This is a genomic window from Rhodococcus sp. 06-156-4 (genome assembly GCF_002259345.1).
Lineage (GTDB): Bacteria > Actinomycetota > Actinomycetes > Mycobacteriales > Mycobacteriaceae > Rhodococcoides > Rhodococcoides fascians_E.
Genome location: NZ_NPGB01000015.1, coordinates 177,596 through 195,834 on the forward strand (window position 1 = coordinate 177,596; position 18,239 = coordinate 195,834).

General features: G+C 63.3%; 17 protein-coding genes. 3 read left to right on the forward strand and 14 right to left on the reverse strand.

The genetic code is table 11. From position 1 onward, the window contains the following. Nucleotides 1–98: 98 nt before the first annotated feature. Nucleotides 99–1,469 (forward strand): MFS transporter, encoded by a 1,371-nt coding sequence (locus CH290_RS10220; RefSeq protein WP_212555947.1) that lies wholly within the window; start codon nt 99–101, stop codon nt 1,467–1,469. 32 nt (nt 1,470–1,501) lie between these two features. Here the strand turns inward: CH290_RS10220 and CH290_RS10225 are convergent, their stop codons facing one another. Genes CH290_RS10225 through CH290_RS10245 form a run of 5 tightly spaced genes read right to left on the reverse strand, consistent with a single transcriptional unit; the run spans nt 1,502 to nt 5,684 of the window. Beyond that, entirely contained in the window at nt 1,502–2,293 is a 792-nt protein-coding gene (locus CH290_RS10225) for an enoyl-CoA hydratase/isomerase family protein (protein ID WP_033188444.1), read from the reverse strand. After that, nucleotides 2,290–3,486 (reverse strand): acetyl-CoA C-acetyltransferase, encoded by a 1,197-nt coding sequence (locus CH290_RS10230; protein ID WP_033188443.1) that lies wholly within the window; start codon nt 3,484–3,486, stop codon nt 2,290–2,292. Before CH290_RS10230 ends, CH290_RS10225 begins: the two co-directional genes overlap by 4 nt. A gap of 50 nt (nt 3,487–3,536) precedes the next feature. Further along, nucleotides 3,537–3,863 carry a carboxymuconolactone decarboxylase family protein gene (locus CH290_RS10235; protein ID WP_033188442.1) on the reverse strand — a complete coding sequence of 109 codons (327 nt, stop codon included), beginning with the start codon at nt 3,861–3,863 and terminating at the stop codon, nt 3,537–3,539. Then, nucleotides 3,860–4,735 carry an N-acyl homoserine lactonase family protein gene (locus CH290_RS10240; RefSeq protein WP_052083063.1) on the reverse strand — a complete coding sequence of 292 codons (876 nt, stop codon included), beginning with the start codon at nt 4,733–4,735 and terminating at the stop codon, nt 3,860–3,862. The genes CH290_RS10235 and CH290_RS10240 overlap by 4 nt, the downstream gene beginning before the upstream one ends. Nucleotide 4,736: 1 nt before the next feature. Next, nucleotides 4,737–5,684 carry an NAD-dependent epimerase/dehydratase family protein gene (locus CH290_RS10245; RefSeq protein WP_033188441.1) on the reverse strand — a complete coding sequence of 316 codons (948 nt, stop codon included), beginning with the start codon at nt 5,682–5,684 and terminating at the stop codon, nt 4,737–4,739. Between the two features lie 411 nt (nt 5,685–6,095). On the opposite strand from CH290_RS10245, the gene CH290_RS10250 reads away from it, so the two are divergent. Continuing rightward, a complete protein-coding gene (locus CH290_RS10250) occupies nt 6,096–7,400 on the forward strand; it encodes an MFS transporter (RefSeq protein WP_080748645.1) in 1,305 nt (434 codons plus the stop codon). Between the two features lie 54 nt (nt 7,401–7,454). Continuing rightward, complete coding sequence (locus tag CH290_RS10255) at nt 7,455–8,540, forward strand: zinc-binding dehydrogenase (protein ID WP_033188440.1); 1,086 nt, start codon at nt 7,455–7,457, stop codon at nt 8,538–8,540. A 126-nt stretch (nt 8,541–8,666) separates the two neighbouring features. Here the strand turns inward: CH290_RS10255 and CH290_RS10260 are convergent, their stop codons facing one another. From CH290_RS10260 to CH290_RS10300, 9 genes are all read right to left on the reverse strand, one after another. Beyond that, entirely contained in the window at nt 8,667–9,443 is a 777-nt protein-coding gene (locus tag CH290_RS10260) for an SDR family NAD(P)-dependent oxidoreductase (RefSeq protein WP_033188504.1), read from the reverse strand. Nucleotides 9,444–9,496: 53 nt separating this feature from the next. Beyond that, nucleotides 9,497–10,546 (reverse strand): NAD(P)-dependent alcohol dehydrogenase, encoded by a 1,050-nt coding sequence (locus tag CH290_RS10265; RefSeq protein ID WP_033188503.1) that lies wholly within the window; start codon nt 10,544–10,546, stop codon nt 9,497–9,499. A gap of 156 nt (nt 10,547–10,702) precedes the next feature. Beyond that, nucleotides 10,703–11,248: a MarR family winged helix-turn-helix transcriptional regulator gene (locus tag CH290_RS10270; RefSeq protein WP_141216141.1), complete on the reverse strand. Its 546-nt coding sequence runs from the start codon at nt 11,246–11,248 to the stop codon at nt 10,703–10,705. A 250-nt stretch (nt 11,249–11,498) separates the two neighbouring features. Beyond that, nucleotides 11,499–12,677 (reverse strand): thiolase family protein, encoded by a 1,179-nt coding sequence (locus CH290_RS10275; RefSeq protein WP_033188438.1) that lies wholly within the window; start codon nt 12,675–12,677, stop codon nt 11,499–11,501. Between the two features lie 52 nt (nt 12,678–12,729). Then, nucleotides 12,730–13,479, reverse strand: a complete 750-nt coding sequence (locus CH290_RS10280) for an enoyl-CoA hydratase-related protein (RefSeq protein ID WP_033188437.1) — start codon at nt 13,477–13,479, stop codon at nt 12,730–12,732. Then, a complete protein-coding gene (locus CH290_RS10285) occupies nt 13,476–15,458 on the reverse strand; it encodes an acetoacetate--CoA ligase (RefSeq protein ID WP_033188436.1) in 1,983 nt (660 codons plus the stop codon). The genes CH290_RS10280 and CH290_RS10285 overlap by 4 nt, the downstream gene beginning before the upstream one ends. After that, nucleotides 15,455–15,916: a Zn-ribbon domain-containing OB-fold protein gene (locus tag CH290_RS10290; RefSeq protein ID WP_052083062.1), complete on the reverse strand. Its 462-nt coding sequence runs from the start codon at nt 15,914–15,916 to the stop codon at nt 15,455–15,457. The genes CH290_RS10285 and CH290_RS10290 overlap by 4 nt, the downstream gene beginning before the upstream one ends. After that, nucleotides 15,913–17,037, reverse strand: coding sequence for a thiolase family protein (locus CH290_RS10295; RefSeq protein WP_033188435.1), 1,125 nt, complete (start codon nt 17,035–17,037; stop codon nt 15,913–15,915). Before CH290_RS10295 ends, CH290_RS10290 begins: the two co-directional genes overlap by 4 nt. After that, entirely contained in the window at nt 17,037–18,239 is a 1,203-nt protein-coding gene (locus CH290_RS10300; RefSeq protein ID WP_094620664.1) for a CaiB/BaiF CoA transferase family protein, read from the reverse strand. The genes CH290_RS10295 and CH290_RS10300 overlap by 1 nt, the downstream gene beginning before the upstream one ends.

Consider the following 18,239-nt stretch of genomic DNA (forward strand, 5'->3'; position numbering starts at 1 on the left):
CGGCTAATGTCAATGACCAGACAGATTGGTTCCTGACAATGCAAATTGCGCCGAACTACTTTTGTCGCAACCTCATTGCGACAGACAGGATGACAAAAGTGTCCAGTGGATCGACCCGACCTGCGACCGACACCGCATCACTCGTCGTCGCATTGCTCGGCTTCTTCGTCATCACTCTCGATGCGTTGGTGGTGATCGTTGCTCTCCCCCAGATCGCCGGTGATGTCGGCGGCGGGATCACCGGCCTGCAATGGGTGGTGGATGGGTACACGCTCATGTTCGCGGCGCTGCTGCTGTTCGCGGGTGCGCTATCCGATCGCATCGGCGCCCGCCGCACGTACTGCCTGGGCCTGATCGTATTCGTGCTTGCGTCGGCAGCCTGCGCGTTCGCACCCAGTCTCGGCTCGTTGATCGCCGGCAGGCTCCTACAAGGCGTCGGCGCTGCCCTCATCACGCCGAGCTCGCTTGCGCTTCTGCGCGAGGCATTCCCCGACTCCGCGCGGCGAGCGCGCGCCATCGGCATCTGGGCGCTCGGCGGCGCTGTCGCAGCGGCAGCAGGGCCGCTGCTGGGCGGCTCCATGAGCCTGGTGAGCTGGAGACTCATATTTCTGGTCAACATCCCCGTCGGGCTCGTGATGTTCGTTCTGCTGGCGCGTATTCCGACATCCGCCCGCCGGACCGTGCCGTTCGACTGGGCTGGCCAGATCAGCGCTCTCACAGCCTTGGCATCACTGACCTACGGTGTCATCGAAGTGGGTGCCGTAGGCATCGCCGACCCCAGAATCGTCGGCGCGGCTGTGGCGGCAGTCGTGGGTTCGGTGATTTTCCTGTGCGCCCAGAAGTACGGACGCCACCCCATGGTCCCGCTGGATCTGTTCAGCTCACGGCCGGTCACGATTGCCGTGTTCACCGGATTCGCGTTCATGGTCGGCTACTACGGGATGGTCTTTCTGTTCAGCCTCTATTACCAACAGGAGCGTGGGCTCTCGGTACTGCAGACCGGTCTCGCGTTCATGCCGATGACGCTTCTGGTGTCCATCATGAATGTGGTCGCAGGACGGGCCACGGCACGATACGGCCCGCGGGTACCCGTCACACTCGGCATGGCGATGATGGCGCTCGGGCTGGGGTTGTTGTGGCTGTGGGCATCTCGGGCACCGGTACCGATTCTGGCGCTGTTCATGGTGCCGGTGGGGCTCGGCGGGGCGCTTGCGATGCCCGCGGTGACAGCAATGCTGTTCGACTCGGTGCCGGCCGAACACGCGGGAACCGCCGGGGGCGTCCTCAACACCAGCAGACAGATCGGCGGCGCTCTTGCGATAGGCATATTCGGCTCACTCGTCGCGCATCAGGGCCTCGACACCGGCGTGCAGACAAGCTTGGCGGTAGCGACGGTACTGCTCGTCGTGTCGACAGTGGTTGCACTCGGTGTGCGGAAACGACAATCAGCAACCGCATTTGCGCAGTAGCACTGTGCGCGAGCGGGCAGCCCACTCACGCACTAGCCCCGAAGGTCGCCGAAGGCTGCCGGCCGTTTGGCAACGAACGCGTCGACCCCCTCGATTCCGGCCGGGCTCACCGCCGCTGCACTGATAGCCGCGGCTTCGGCGTCGAGATGATCGGTCAACGATCGGTCCGGCGACCCAGCCAGCAGTTGGCGAATCCGACGATATGTCGAAACAGGCCCGCCTGCAAAGGATTCAGCTACGCGCGCGGCCTCGTCGCGCACCTCGCCGAGCGGCACGAGTCGGCTGAGCAACCCCAGCTTCACCGCCTCGTCCGCCGCCAGAACAGAATCTGTCAGCAATATCTCCCGAGCCCGCGCCACGCCCACGATGCGAGGCAACAGCCAAGACATACCACCGTCGGGGGTGAAACCGATCCCTGGATAGGCGGGCCTCAGCTTCGTAGACGAGTCACCGAGTGCGATGTCCGCGTGGAGCACGACAGACAACCCTGCACCCGCAGCCCATCCCTGCACGGCTGCTACCACCGGCACGGGCGACGCCACGACCGCTCGGACGAACGCGTGGAGATCGCGTGCCATCTCCGACACGAAGGCGCCGCGATCGGGCGCGGAGGCAAACGCTCGCACGTCCCCACCAGAACAGAAGTTCGCACCGTCGCCCACGAGCAGAACGGCTCGCACCGCAGGATCGAGCCGCTTCAGTGCCGCCGCGCCTTCTTGGATCCCGTCGGGCGACAGGGACGTCCCCCGCTCGGCTGTCGAAATCACAATTCGCAGAACGCTTCCGTCGATTGTGACGTGCGAACCAGATGCCGTCGCCGTCATGCGGACCGGGACGGAACGCGAAGTATCAACGCATCTCCCTGGCCACCGCCGCCGCACAGCGCCGCCGCGCCCGTTCCACCGCCTCGACGCCGTAGTTCGAGCGCGAGGTGCAGCGCGACACGGGCACCGGACATGCCGATCGGGTGCCCCAGAGCGATCGCCCCACCGTTGACGTTCACGACGGCAGGATCGATACCCATCGCCCGCGTCGATGCGATCCCCACTGCGGCAAACGCTTCGTTGATCTCGACGAGATCCAGATCGACTGTCGAAATTCCTGCTTTCTTGCAGGCCTTTTCGATCGCCGAGGAGGGTTGGAGTTGCAAACCCGAGTCGGGCCCGGAGACCATGCCGTGCTCGCCGATCTCGGCCAGCCACGTCAAGCCTTGCGCTTCCGCGAGCGTCTTGCTCATCACGATCAGCGCGCACGCACCGTCGTTGATGCTCGACGCGTTACCCGCGGTGACGGAACCACCGGTCCGGAACGCTCCGCGCAGGCCCGCAAGGCTCGCCTCGGTGGTATCCGCGCGAATTCCTTCGTCTCGCGTGACAGTCGTGGACGTCCCACGCCGCCCAGCCACCGTCACCGGGACCACTTCGTCGTCGAAGACTCCGTTGCCCCAGGCGGCCGCGGCCAGCCGGTGCGAGCGGGCTGCGAATGCATCCTGGTCCTCCCGCGAGATGACGTCGCGGTCGTTACCGATCTCGGTGAGCAGGCCCATCGGCTGATCGGTGAACGCGTCGTGTAACCCATCGAACGCCATGTGGTCGACCAGCGTGACATCGCCGTACTTGTAGCCGTTGCGCGAACCAGGAAGCATATGAGGGGCTTGGCTCATGGACTCCATACCGCCGGCCACCACAACGTCGAACGCACCGGACTTGATGAACTGGTCTGCCAAGATGATCGATTCGATGCCCGACAGACACACTTTGTTGATGTTCAACGCCGGGACGGACATCGGGATTCCGGCCTGCGCTGCGGCCTGCCGCGCCGGCATCTGACCTGCGCCCGCAGTCAGAACCTGCCCCATGATCACGTAGTCCACTCGATCGGGTGCGATGCCGGCCTTCTCCAGAGCCGCTTCGATCGCAACGGCGCCGAGTTCGACCCCGGAAAGGCCGGCAAGACCGCCTTGAAGCTTGCCGATCGGGGTGCGGGCACCAGCGATGATGACGGAAGTTGTACTCACAGAGAACCTTTCGGTGACAAAACGAAATCCCGGCAGACGTGCGACTAGTGTCAGTCGACGCCGTACACCGATCGAGCAACAGCACAGGCCGACATGGCTCTCGGCCAACCGGCATAGAAGGCGAGGTGTGTGAATGCTTCCTCCACCTCCGCCTCGGTGACCCCGTTGGTCTTCGCCAACGCGAGGTGCCCACGCAATTGTTCGGTGTTGCCCCCTGCCACCAGCGCGACGACGGTGATCAAGCTTCGATCACGGCGCGACAGTTCGGGCCTGGACCACACATCGCCGAAGAGGACGTCGTCGGTCAACTTTGCCAATGCGGGGGCGTAGGTTCCCAAGGCCTTCTGAGCCATGGTGGGTTCTGGTCGATCGTTCATGAGGTCGTCCCTGTCCGTTGTGCAGTCGGTCGGTTCGGTGGAGCAGTCAGATCGAAGCAATCCGGGTGGTGGACGGAACCGAAATGCCTGCGCACCAACGGATCATGTCCGGGAACCACCCATGCGTCGTCCCGTGCGTCGAGTGCACGGAGCGCGTCATAGGTCGCGTACACCTGCTCCAGGTCGGTGAAGAGGTTGTACGGTCGGTCCAGGTCGAGTTCTTCATAGGAGTGAACAGCATCCGAGGCGAGAACCACCTCACCTGACGCCGTCGACACCCGAGTCACGAGCAGACCGGGAGTGTGCCCACCCATGGGCGTCACCGTCACTCCCGTCGCCACCTCGTGCGCACCCTCCACCAGCGCCAGCCGGCCGTCTCCTCGAAGCTGTTCGACAGCCCGCAGTGCAGGCCGCGGCAGGGTCCACTCGAAGAGGGCGCGCTCGGCTCGGGGGCCGGTCCAGAAGTCGTACTCGGCCCGGCCCATCGTGAAGTGAGCGTTGGGAAAGAGCAGCATATTACCGACGTGGTCGAAATGCATGTGCGACACGATCACCTCGTCGACGTCGGCCGCGGCGATATCGAGAGAATCGAGCAAGCGAAGAGGATGGGTATCCATCCTGCGGCCCTTGGCTATCCCGGCATCCTCGTCGAACCCGCAGTCGACCAGAATGATTCGCTCGGGCGAACGAATCAGCCAGAAGAAGTAGTCGATCTGCACGTCTTCGTTGGGCTCGTCGTAAGAGTCGAATCGGAAGAACTCCGTCGCTTTGTCTCCTCCGCGGCTTGCGTAGCGGAGGGCGTACACCTCGTAGTCGACCGGGTGGTGATCGACCGGGAGGTGGTCGACCGAAGCCGAAACGGACGGTGTCACCTCAGACACCCGCGGCCACTGCGCCCGTGCCCTGCTCTGCTCGCACGTCGGTGATGATCTTCTGAACGCGCTCACGCAGTGTCGGGAACTCGAAACCGAACTCCTCCCGGAGCCTGGTGTTGTCGATGAGGTAGTTGGTGCAGTCGGCCTTACCGCCGGTCTCCTTGTCGAACGAGATGTCCGCCTCGGGGATGAACTCCCGTACCAGGTCGGCCAATTCGCCGAGACTCGTCGCGGTTCCGCCGGTGTTGTACACGTTGTGCTTCGGCTCGGCTGTGAGAGTGATCTTCGCGAAAATCGCCGCCACATCGTCGACGTGAATGGGTGAGCGCATTGCGTCGGCGAACGGGAAGGAAACCGGACGCCCCAACGCCGGACCGGTAATGACCTGTACGTGATCGACCGAGCCGAACACTTTGTCGTGGCCGGACACGTTCGCCGGACGCACCGCAGTGATGTTCATACCGTGCTTTTCGCGGTAGTCCTTGGCTTGCCACTCGTTGAAGATTTTGTGGGTGGCGTACTGATATCCGATGCCGTACAGGTGGTCGTCCTCGGTGACGAACCGGTCCCCGAAATAGGTCTGCTTGCCGTTCACGGCGAGCGAGCTTCCGAAGACGACGTGCTCGACGTCGGCCAAGCGCGAGGCCTCGAAACAATTATCCATGCCGACGATGTTCAGTTGCTGCGCCACGTGCGGCGGGTGATCGCTACCGAGCATGTACGCGAGGTTGACGACACGGGTGGGCCGCACCGACAACATGCTCGCGACGACATCGTCGAACCGACGCAGATCGCCGCGAATGAAACGCACTTGTGGCGCCAGGTCTTCGAATCCGGCCGGTGGCGGTGCAATGTCCATTCCGACGACCTCTTCGCCCTGACTTGCCAACAGGCTCGTCAACCGACGTCCGATGAACCCGTTGCTGCCGAGAATGAGCGTCGTCACATTCGATCCTTCCGATTGGCGGCCGTGAATTGTCCTGCCGCACTTCGTTCGCTGTCCGTTTTCATGCCGGGCGGCAGCGCCGTCTGCCGCCGCCCGTCACGCGAGGCGGCCGGCCACACCGGCGACCCCAGCGCTACATCCTCCAGCACACTATGACGTCCATCACTTGATTGTCAAGCTCCTGACAGCTATCCCGAAACCGCAATGCGGGCCGAACCAAGAATGTACGGGCATTGACTTCTATTGTGTCGCGTGACACAGTCGACCGTAACCCCGGCGCACCAGTCGATTCGGCCAGAACTGCGCACTTCGGGTCATCGCATACATGCATGCCACCGAACACCCTGCGCCCTGGAATCTTTCAGGCCTTCGAATCTCGTCGCCCGCACAATCTACGGAGAAGGCCGATCTATGACTATGCCCACGGTGGAAGCGAAACCACAGATTTCGTCCTCGGAACGAGCCCGGGTCGTCAGTTCCACGTTCATCGGAACCGTCACCGAGTGGTTCGACTTCTACATCTACGGTATCGCCGCCGCTTTGTATTTTCCGTCCGTTTTCTTCGCGAACATGTCGCCGGCCATGGCGACGGTTGCCTCGTTCGGCACGCTCGCCGGCGGATTTCTCGCACGGCCGATCGGTGGCATCATCGGCGGGCACTTCGGAGACAAGTACGGACGCAAGAAAGTACTCATCGTCAGCATGATGACGATGGGCCTGGCGACTGCGGTCGTCGGCGTGCTGCCCAGCTATGCGAGCATCGGATTCTGGGCACCGTTGATCCTCGTCGTGGTTCGAGTGATCCAAGGCCTCGGTGCCGGCGCCGAATGGGGTGGCGGGATGTTGATGCTCGTCGAAACGTTCGGAAAGAAGCGAAGAGGTTTCTGGGGCAGCGTCGGAGTCATGGGCGTCTCCGCCGGCGGAGTCCTCGCCACCGCCGTGTTCGCGCTCGTCACCCGCGCGTCAGACGAGCAGCAGGAGTGGCTGTGGCGCGTACCATTCTTGGCCTCGATGCTTCTCGTACTGGTCGGGCTGTGGATTCGCGTCGGAGTTTCGGAAACGCCCGCCTTCAAGCAGGCACTCGAACATGCGCCCGCGAAGCCCACCAAGCTACCGCTCGTCGAGGTGGTAAGAAACCACGGTAAGAGCCTGCTCATCGCGATCTGCCTCGGCGCATCCCACACCGTGGCGTACCAGATCTTCGTCACGTTCTCGAACGGCTACGCAAAGCTCGTCGACGTACAGGTCGATACCCTTCTGGACTACGAATTCGTCATGGGGGCGATAGGTTTCTTCCTGGTTCCGATGTTCGGGTTCTTCTCGGACTACATCGGTCGACGTCCGCTCATGATCGCGGGCGCCATCTGGGTGGTGCCCTCGGTGTACTTCCTCTTTCACTTCATGCAGCAGGGCAACATGCCCATGATCTTCCTGTTCCTCATCCTGTCGATGTGTGGACACTCGATGATGTACGGCGCATTCAGTGCACTGCTCGCCGAACTGTTCACCACGCGCACCAGGTACACGGGGGCGTCCATGGGATATCAGATCGGTGGAGCGATCAGCGGCCTGGCACCCATGGCCGCCACCTTCATGCTGGCGGGCGACGCGAGCCGCGTCGTCTACGTCCCGGTCATCGTCCTCACCACCAGCGTTCTGGGGATCATTGCCGCGCTCGCGGCCAGGGAAGGCAAGGGCAAGGAACTGCCCGTCTGACCCACACCGTATTTCTGTGCTGCCGCGCCTGCGGCCGAAGGAAAGGACCGACCCATGTCCACCCGTGCAACACTCGCAGTACTTCCGCTCGGAAGCCGAACTCTCACACTGGAAGACGCACTTCTGAAGCCGCGGCCACACGAGGTCGTCGTGGAGCAGACTGCGTCGGGTGTGTGCCACAGCCAGCTCGATCAGATCGAGAACCCTTCCAGGTTCGGTGCACCTGCTGCCTCCCGCCCGGTGATCATGGGCCACGAATCGGTGGGGACCATCGTCGACGTCGGCACCGAGGTCACCGAGTTCGAGATCGGTGAGCGAGTACTCGTCACCTGGGTACCGCGCACCCGAACGCTGGACCGGTTGCCGGTTCCATCCGAGGTGCCACTGCTCAACGGTGATGTTGCCGTGACGCACAACGTCTTCGCCTGGGGAACACACACCGTCGTCGACGAACTCTACGTATGCCGCGCCCCCGAGGGAACACCCGACGACGTCGGCGCGGTCGTCGGATGTGCAGTGATGACCGGCGCAGGCGCAGTCACCAACACCGCGAAGGTTGCCGCGGGCGACAGCGTCGTCGTGTGGGGCTGCGGCGGGGTCGGACTGTCGGCCATCGCCGCTGCCAGCATTTCGGGTGCCGAACCGGTCATCGCGGTCGACGTGGACGACGCGAAACTTGCCCAAGCTCGCCAGTTCGGAGCGACGCACACCGTGAACGTGCGCAGCGAAGACCCCGTGGCACGCATTCATGAACTCACCACAACGCAGTACACCAGCGGCGCGGACTACGTGTTCGACTGCATAGCGAAACCGGAGACCATTCGATCCGGCCTTGCCTCGGTGCGTTCGTCGCATGTCACTCGCACTCCGGGCGGAAGTGTCGTACTGGTCGGCGTCCCCACTCAGGAAGTCGGGCTCGAAGGCTTGGACCTCGTCGCGAACGAAAAACGGTTGATCGGGTGCAAGGGCGGAAACACAGTGCCCGAGGTGGACTTCGACCGTCTCGTCGGCTGGCACCGGAACGGTACGTTGAACCTCGACACCCTCGTCACGGCCAGGTACAGCCTCGACCGGATCAACGAGGCCGTGAACGATCTACGTGAAGGCAAGATCGTCGGCCGCGGAATCCTGGTCCTCTGATCGAAGGCATTGGGCTCAACGCCTACGGGGTCCGAACGACAACCGGGTCCAAACGACAATGACGAGGCCGCCGCACCGGGTATCGGTGCGGCGGCCTCGTCGTGAACCACGTGGGCGACGGTACTTCTAGTGAGCCGGAACCGTGTAACTCAGCGCCAGCCGGCCACCGTCCGGGTAGATCACCTGACCGGTCATGTACGAACCGTCGTCGCTGGCGAGGAAGGCCACCACCGAGGCAACCTCGGACGGCTCGCCCACACGCCGCAGCGGCGTCCGCGCCAACACCTGGCGGCGGACCTCGGGCTGCTCACGGTGGATGGCGTTGGCCGTCTCGGTACCGATCGTGCCGGGAGCAACCGCATTGACCCGGATCCCATACTCTGCCAACGCAATCGACACCGAACGGGTGAGCGCAGAGATCGCGCCTTTCGACGCGGAGTACAGCACGAGATTCGGAGCACCCTGAGCCGCCGTGATCGAGGACATGTTCACGATGGAACCCGCGACGTTCGTGTCGATCATCACGCGTGAGACGAACCGAGTGAACGCCACCATACCTCGCACGTTGACCGAGAAGATCGCGTCGAACGCGTCGTCGTCGCTCTCCTCCAACGTGGTGGGTTTGATGACGGCGGCGTTGTTGACCAGAACGTGAATCGGCCCCCGCTCATCCACGACAGCGCTCACCGCAGCCTCGACCTCGGCCTGGCGCGACACGTCGACCCTTCTGAAGCTTGCGGCCAAACCCTTGTCCTGCAGTGATTTTGCCGCAGCAGCACCTGCCACCTCGTCGATGTCCACCACCACGACGTGGGCGCCCTCGGTTGCCAGCCGCTCTGCTACCGCGAAGCCGATTCCACCTGCTGCGCCCGTGACCACAGCAGTCTTACCGTCGAACCGCATTGTCGAACCCTCCCCAAGTGTCTGAGTCTCTGCTGCCGTCTGCCCCTCGGCGTTCACTTCGGCGCGAAGGTCTTCGCGTCGATGACGAATCGGTACCGAACATCGCCCGACAGAACGCGCTCGTAAGCCATGTCGATCTCGTCCGCGCTCACGGTCTCGATTTCGGCTGCAATTGCGTTGCTGCCGCAGAAGTCCAGCATTTCCTGCGTCTGCGCGATACCGCCGATCAAAGATCCCGCGATGGACCGTTGCTTGGAGATCAACGAAAAGGCATTGAGCGTCAACGGCTTCGTGGGTGGGCCGATGATGACGAGCGTCCCGCCCACATCGAGCAGGCCGAGGTACGCGTCGTAGTCCAGATTGACCGGGACCGTGCAGATGATCAGATCGAACGACGATGCCAGAGTTGCGAATTGCGCCTCGTCCGAAGTAGCGACATATTCGTCTGCACCCAACTGCAGTCCGTCCTCGCGCTTGTCCAGCGAGATGTCCAACACGGTGGTGCGTGCACCGAACGCCTTCGACATCTGCACCGCGATGTGCCCGAGTCCTCCGAAGCCGACGATGGCGACGCGTGAGCCCGCCTTGACTCCGTACCGGCGCATCGGCGTGTAGACGGTGACTCCGGCGCACAGCAGCGGCGCCGCCTTGTCCAGCGCAAGAGCGTCCGGGATTCGGACGACGAAATCAGCATCGACGACGATGCGGTCGGTGTAGCCACCGCGGGTCGGATTGCCTTCGCGGTCCAACCCGTTGGCAGTCTTGATATCGCCCTCGACGCAGTGCTGTTCTTGCCCGCTGAGGCAGTGCGCGCACTTGCCGCACGAACCGATCATGCAGCCCACTCCGACTCGGTCGCCGACTGCGTATTCGGTGACGTCGGGTCCCACTTCCGCTACGAGTCCGGCGATCTCGTGACCGGGTACCAGCGGGAAATGCGTCCGCCCGTAGTCGTCGTGGGCGTGGTGAATGTCCGAATGGCAGATACCCGAGTGCACGATGTCGATGAGTACATCGCGTGCACCTACATCTCGGCGCTCGATGGTGGTGGCTTTGAACGGTTCGTGGGCACCGTAAGTGGCGCGCGCATTGACAGTGATCATGTTTCCCTCCGGCAAACGGCCGCAAATCGCAGGCAGTGACCAGTTCGTCGGGCGATCGATGTGCCACGTGCGTGGACACATTCGCCCAGAACTGTGTGCCACACCACACTAGCCAGAAGGGGGTTGATTGTCAATGGCATGACAATCTGACACGGTCTACTCGGTCGACGCGCCGCTCTGATGGGCGCCCGATCCCACGATCAATTTGGCCAGTAGCCGAGTCAGCTGCACTCTTTCCCGATCGCTCAGGGCCGAGAAGTAACCGGCCTCGGTGCCGTTCTGAGCCGGGATCATCTGCTCCACGAATTCGCGGCCTTCGTCGGTGATGGAGACCGGCGCAAGACGTCGGTCGTAACTCGAACCCCGCTCTCGGGAGATGAGCCCATCACGTTCGAGAGTGGTCAACACCCCCGAGACCGCTTGTCTGCTGAAACCGGACAGACGCGAGATGTCCCGCGCTTCGATGGGGTCGAAGATCCAGATCATCGTCAGCGCCCGAACCGCCGCAGACGAGCGATTCGTCGCGTTGAAAATTTCCGACTCTTCGCGTTGAACCAGCACGTTGGCAGCACGTTTGAGGTTGGTTGCGAGCCTGAGCGCAGACTCGTCGAGATGCGGATAATGGTCGGTCACCACGGATGCGATTACATCCTCGAGATCCCGTGAATGCACGTTTCGGGCCTGGTGCCGTTGACGAGTCAAGTCCCCACTCCATTTCTGCCCCACCCCGCGAGCGGGCCTCAGCTTGCTCTAGACAGTCAAGTGTAGGACAGATCACAGGAAGTGCTCTCATCAGCGCGCGGAACGCCTCGGATTCGATCGGTCGCGGCATCCACCCGTGGTGGGACGACAGGGTGAGTCGGCTGTGTCCGGCCAGGACACAAGAGGGTCCATCGCCGTCATCCCGAACCGGATTGCGGCGATGGACCCCAGTCATAGCTGGTACAACAGGTCAGACGCGGCGGAAGAGCGCAGCCAACGCCTGGCCGCCCCCGATGCACATCGTCACGATGCCGTATTCGCCGTCGGTCCGCTTCAAATGCTTCGCAACGCGCAGGGTGAGGTTGGCGCCAGTTGCGCCGACCGGGTGACCGAGTGCAATCGCTCCACCGTACGGGTTGACCTTTTCCGGGTCGAGTTTCGCGTCACGAACGATCGCGAATGCCTGTGCGGCGAACGCTTCGTTGACCTCGAAGATATCGATGTCGGAGGGCGACAGTCCCGTTTTTGCGAACAAGGCCTGCAAAGCGAGTACCGGGGTGTACCCCATGAGATCTGGTTCCATCGCGGCCGTGGTGACGGCTTCGAGTGTGACCAGTGGGCTCAGCCCGTGTTCGCGGGCGTAGGACTCGCCGGTGACGACCACTGCGGCGGCGCCGTCGTTGATACCCGACGAGTTGCCGGGGGTGACGGTTCCCGAATCCTTGAAGACCGTCGGCAATCCGGCAAGCATCTCGAGCGTCGTATCCGCGCGCGGGTGCTCGTCCTCGCTGATCGTCTTGGGTCGTCGGCCGCCGATCTCGAAGGGAACGATCTCTTCGGTGAACGCGGCCTTGGCAGCCGCGCTTGCTGCATTCTGCTGCGAACGCAGTGCGAATTCGTCCTGCTCTTGGCGGGTAACGCCGTACTTGCTCGCGACGTTCTCCGCGGTGATGCCCATGTGCACGTGGCTCCACGGATCGGTGAGCATCATCAGCGTTCCGTCCTGGAGCGCCACGTCGCCCAGCCGGCGACGCGAGCGATCGCTGTAGTCGTAGAACGGCATCCGCGTCATCGACTCGTCGCCGCCGGCGACGATGACATCACCGCTCCCCCAGCGGATCTGCTGAGCCGCAGACCAGATCGCCTGCAGTCCGCTTCCGCAGAGACGGTTGACGTTGAACGCCGGCGTGGACTTCGGCAATCCTGCTGCGAGAGCCACGCGGCGGGCGTTGAACGCATCCTCGCCGACGCCACCGACCTGGCCCATGATGACCTCGTCCACAGCGGTCGCGTCGACACCGGAGCGCTGTAGCGCCTCGGTCACGACGCGCCCGCCCAGTTCGTGCGCGGGGACGTCCTTGAACACGCCCGAGAATTTACCGATGGCCGTACGAGCGCCGTCGATGACTACAACTTTTTCGTTTTCCATGATCAGTTCCTTGGTTCGGGCTCGATTGATGTATGACGTGTGGGCGACCGATCTATCGACCGGCCCAGCGCGGAGCGCGCTTCTCGGTGAATGCAGTTACTCCCTCGACCGAGTCGGACGAGGACCGGACGACGGTCTTGGCTTCGGCGGTAACGGCCCAGTTGTCGTTGTCGGATCGGGAGTACAGCGACTCGACGGCATGCAACGTCTCGCGGATGGCGATCGGCGCCTGAGCCACGATGAGCTCGGCGAGTCGAAGTGCCTCGTCCAGCGCGTGTTCGGGTTCGGACACCTTGTTGACCAGCCCGAGCTCGTAGGCGCGCTGAGCATCGAGCCGCGCACCCGTGAGCAACATTTCGCGAGCGATGTTGAGGGGCAGGGCACGCGGGCCTCGGAACAGGCCGCCACATTCCGCCACCAATCCCAACCCCACCTCGGGAAACGAGAATGTGGCCGTGGACGAGGCAACCACCATGGTCGCCGACAACGCGATCTCGAATCCTCCACCGGCTGCGACACCTTCGACGGCAGCGATGACCGGCTTGGTGAAATTTCTGCCCGCGATGCCGTACGGACCACCACGCTCGGTCGGCGTACCTGCCGTGGCGACGATATCGGTACCCGCACAGAAGAATTTCGGGCCACCGGTCAAGATGCCGACCAGCGCGGAGTCGTCGTCCTCGAATTCGTTCAGAGCCGCGTCCAGCGCTTCCGTGGTGACGGCGTCGAATGCGTTGCGTTTGGCGGGCCGGTCGATCGTGAAGATCGATATCGGGCCCCGCCGTTCCACCCTGACAGTCATACGGTGACCTGTCCCTTGCGCTCCTGGGCAAGTTCCGCGAAGAACGTGAGGGCGGACGGGTTCGACACAGCAGCCGGATCCGCGACGTCGGTGGCCGCAGCACCAGCAAGGATACGTTTGACAGGCACCTCGAGCTTCTTTCCGGACAACGTGCGTGGGACGCCATCGATTTGGTGAATCACGTCCGGGACGTGCCGGGGAGACAGCTTCGACCTCAGCGCCGTGCTGATCTGACGCCGGAGGTCGTCGTCCAATGTTCTTCCCGTCGCGGGGACCACGAACAGGATGAGCTCGCCGACGTCGCCGCCGGTGGAGTCCAGGTGAACTATCAGACTGTCCGCGACATCGTCCAATTCCTCGACGACTCGGTAGAACTCGGACGTACCGAAACGAACGCCTCCACGGTTCAGGGTGGCGTCGCTACGGCCACTGATGACGCAGTGACCGTCGGCGGCAACCGTGATCCAGTCGCCGTGGCGCCAGATACCGTCCCAGTGCTCGAAGTATGCGGCGCGGTACTTCTCCCCCGTGTCGTCACCCCAGAATCCCACCGGCATCGACGGCATCGGTGCGGTGACGACCATCTCGCCTACCTCGTCGGTCAGCGGCGTGCCCTCAGGCGACCAGGACTCGACCTTGACGGCCAGTTGCCTACACGCGATCTGACCCGAACGGACCGGTAGGACAGGAGCACTGCCCACGAACGAGGTGCACACGTCGGTGCCGCCCGAAGTAGAATTCACCCGGATTTTTGGTCCCAGCTGCTCGTAGAGCCATTCGAATCCTTCCTCGGGCAGAGGCGCACCCGTGGAACCGATTTCGCGTATTTTCGACAGGTCGCCCAGCTGCCGAGGAACCATACCGGCCTTGCGGCACTGCATCAAGAACGGCGCGCTCACACCGAAGTATGTCGCCCCGAAGTCGATTGCGGTGTACCACAATTCGCCGAGCTCGCGGCTTCCGGGATTCCCGTCGTACATCACGATGGTCGACCCGACAAGCAAGCCGGAGACCTGGAGATTCCACATCACCCATCCGGTGGTGGAATACCAGAAGTAGGTGTCCTTGGGACCGAGGTCGTGCTGAAGACCCTGCAGCTTGAGCAGCTCGAGTGTCACGCCGCCGTGACCGTGCACGATCGCCTTGGGAAGTCCCGTCGTTCCCGACGAGAACAGAATCCACAGGGGGTGTTCGAACCCGACCCGGTCGAACGCGAGCGGCGTCGTGGTGTCCGAAAGGAAGTCACTCCAGGCAATCATCGGGGACGCGACTTCACGCTCCGGCACCAGGTACGGCAACATCACCGTGCGATCCTGTAGACCGAGCGCCTCAGAAATCTCGTCGACATGTCCGGTTCGGTCGATGTCGCGCTGGCCGTACACGTATCCGTCGACCGCGATCAGAACCTTGGGCTCGATCTGAGACCACCGGTCGATGACGTTGGTGACTCCGAATTCGGGTGGGCACGCGGTGTAGACGGCCCCGAGGCTCGCGCACGCGAGCATGAGGACCAGGGCCTCGGGAATGTTCGGGATATAGGCCGCGACGCGGTCGTTCTTGACCACGCCGAGACGTATCAGTCCGGCACGTGCACTGGCGACCTGCTCACGCAGGTGCGCGGCGGTCGTCGTCACGTCTGCACGCGATTGCGACCGGGCGCGCACGACCACGTCGTCGTCGCCACGCCCGGCCAGTCGCAACATCACTTCCGCATAGTTCAGATGCACGTCCGGAAACCATGTCGCGAACGGCATCGACGAGTCGGTGAGCACGCGCTCACGCGAACCGGTTGCCGGAACGTCGTAGAATTCCCACAGGGCGGACCAGAACCCCTCCAGGTCCTCGACCGACCACGCCCACAGCTGCGAATAATCGGCAAAGGTCCTGCCGGTACGCTCCGCAGCCAGGGACGCGAACTTCCCCAATTGCGTTGTATCCCAGACATCTCCGGGAGGCTCCCACAAAGTGCGTGGTGTCATCGGGCACTCCTCGTCGAACGGTCGGCGTCGTCGGCGACGGGCACGAACACCGGAAGCGGCCAGCCGTCTGCTTCCCTGATGTCCAGCTGCATGGGCGTGTCGACGATCGGCGTTGTGGTGCCAAGATCCAGCGGGGCGATCATGCGCGGTCCCTCGTCCAGTTCGATCACCGCTACCCGGTAAGGCAGCTTGTCCTCGAAGTAAGGGTGGTACGCGATGTGGTACGTGACCCACGAGACGAGGCGTCCACTACCGGACGCGGCCACCCATTCCCACTCCGTCGACAGCGAGACAGGATCCTCGGTCCGGGGTGGCATCCATGCGTTCACTGCACTCTTCTGGAACAGGAGCTCACCGCGTCGCAACGCGTCGAAGAAATGTTGCTCGAGATCGTCGAGATCGGGAGCAGGAATCGTGGCCTGAGTCATCGCGTCGTCCTCCGTCGTCTGCTGGCTCATCGACCGAGGATGAGCGTCGAGTGTGTGGTCATGGTTCCGCCCTGGGTACCGACGATTGCTTTCTCGGCGCCGTTCACCTGCGACGTCGACTCGCCTCGAAGCTGACGTACCGCCTCGAGGACCAACTGCATGCCGGGCATGCCGGTCTCGGAGAGCAAACCGCCGCTCGTGTTGGTGGGTAGGACACCGCCGACTTCGAGCGCGCCCTGCTCGACGAACTTTCCACCTTCGCCGGGCTTGCAGAATCCGTAATCCTCGAGCATGGTCAGCACGGTGATCGTGAAGCAGTCGTACAGCTGCGCGACGTCGATGTCGGATGGTTTCAGCCCGGACATCGCGAAGGCGGTTTCCGCGGATTGCTTTGCCGCAGTAGACGTCAGCACCGGACGCTGCTCGACCTCCCACGACGTCTGCCCTTGACCGAAACCGAGGATGGAGACAGCGTCGTCGATGCCGAGCGACTTGGCGCGCTCCGCGCTCATGACCACCACCGCGGCCCCGCCGTCGGAAATCAAGCAGCAGTCGTCGCGGTGCAACGGTTCGACGATCCACCGTGCTGCCTGGTGGTCGTCGATGGTGATGGGCTTGCGCAGCTGCGCACGCGGATTGGCCGCACCGTGCTTGCGCATCGCGACCGCGATGGCGCCGAGTTGCTCACTGGTGGTGCCGTACTCGGCCATGTGCCGCTGGGCGATCATCGCGTAACCGGACGGGACACCGAACCAGCCGTAGAGTCCGTTGATGCCCTTGGGCTTTCGGTACGCCTGGGGAGTGCCGGACCGCGGATTGTCTGCGAAGCAGACCAGGGCCACATCGCACTGTCCGGCGTCGATCGCCATGGCGGCCATGCCGATCATGCTGCCGTTGGCTGCACCGCCCTGATCCCAGACGCCGCCGACGCGGGGCATGATGCCCATCGCCTCGGCCAGCTTCTGGCCGTAGAACGATTCGATCAACGACGTCGGACATTTGACGAACAGACCGTCGACCATGTCCTTCTCGATGCCTGCGTCCGCGAGCGCGTTTCGACATGCTTCGATGTTCATCGATACCGTCGATCGGCCCGGCAACTTACCGAACGCAGTGTTGCCGATACCGGCGATCACTGACTTCCCGCGCATCAGATAGCTCCATCCACTTCGAGTTCATCCAAATATTCGTCCGAGTATCCGAGCAGTTCGCTCAGCACCTCCCGCGAGTGCTGACCCAGCATCGGACTGGGTGACAGATCGTCGGGCGTGCCGTATCCGAAGCGCATCGGGTTGCTGACCGCGGTGATCGGACCCAGTTCCGGATGGTCCATCTCGCGCAGCATCCCGCGGTGCCACAGATTGGGGTCAGCCACCACTTCGGGAAGTTCCTTCACCGGCGAGCACGGAACCCGGGCCGCCAGGAGCACCTTCTCGATGTCCGCGCGGTGCAGGGTGGCGCTCCAATCCGCGACGATCTTGTCGACCTCGTCCATCAGGTCGACTCGGCCCTTGAGCGTCGTGAACCGCCCATCGCCGGCCAACTCCTCGCCACCGATGATGGTCGCCAACGACTTCCAGTGGGCGTCCGTGACGCAGAGGATCGCGATGTATCCGTCCAACGCCTCGAACGTGTTGTAGGGAGCTTCCGCGTTACCGGAGTGGCGGTTACCCGTTCGCCACGTTTGCTGGTTCTCGACGCCGCTGTACAGCAGACCCAGCGCGGACATGAGCGAGGGGAAGGTCGATTCCTGCATGGTGACCTCGACGACGTCACCGGTTCCGGTCACCGACCGCTGGTACAGAGCCGACACGATGGCGCCGTACAGGTGAACCCCGGCCATGAAGTCGGCGATAGCGGGGCCTGCTTTGACGGGCGGACGGTCGGGGAACCCCGTCGTACTCATCACCCCCGTCATGGCCTGAACCGTCAGGTCCATTGCCGGAAGGTTGCGATACGGACCTTCTTGGCCGTAACCGGATGCGCGACCGTAGACCAGGCGCGGGTTCAACTCGCGAAGTAGCTTCTCCCCCAGCCCGAGTCGGTCCATCACTCCCGGTGCGTAGTTCTCCAGGACCACGTCGGAGTTCTTCGCGAGGGCGAGAAACGCATCGCGGCCCGCGTCCCTCTTCAGGTCGAGTTTCAACCCGCGCTTGTTCGCGTTGAGGACCGCGAACGGGTAGGCGCCTCCGCCGACCGCTCCACGGCGGCGGAGGTTTTCACCTCCGGGAGGCTCCACCTTCACGACGTCGGCCCCTGCGGAGGCCAGCAGGAATCCTGCATAGCCCCCCGCGTAGATCTGACCGAGGTCGAGAACTCGCAAACCGGCGAGCGGCCTACCCATGTCGGTCAT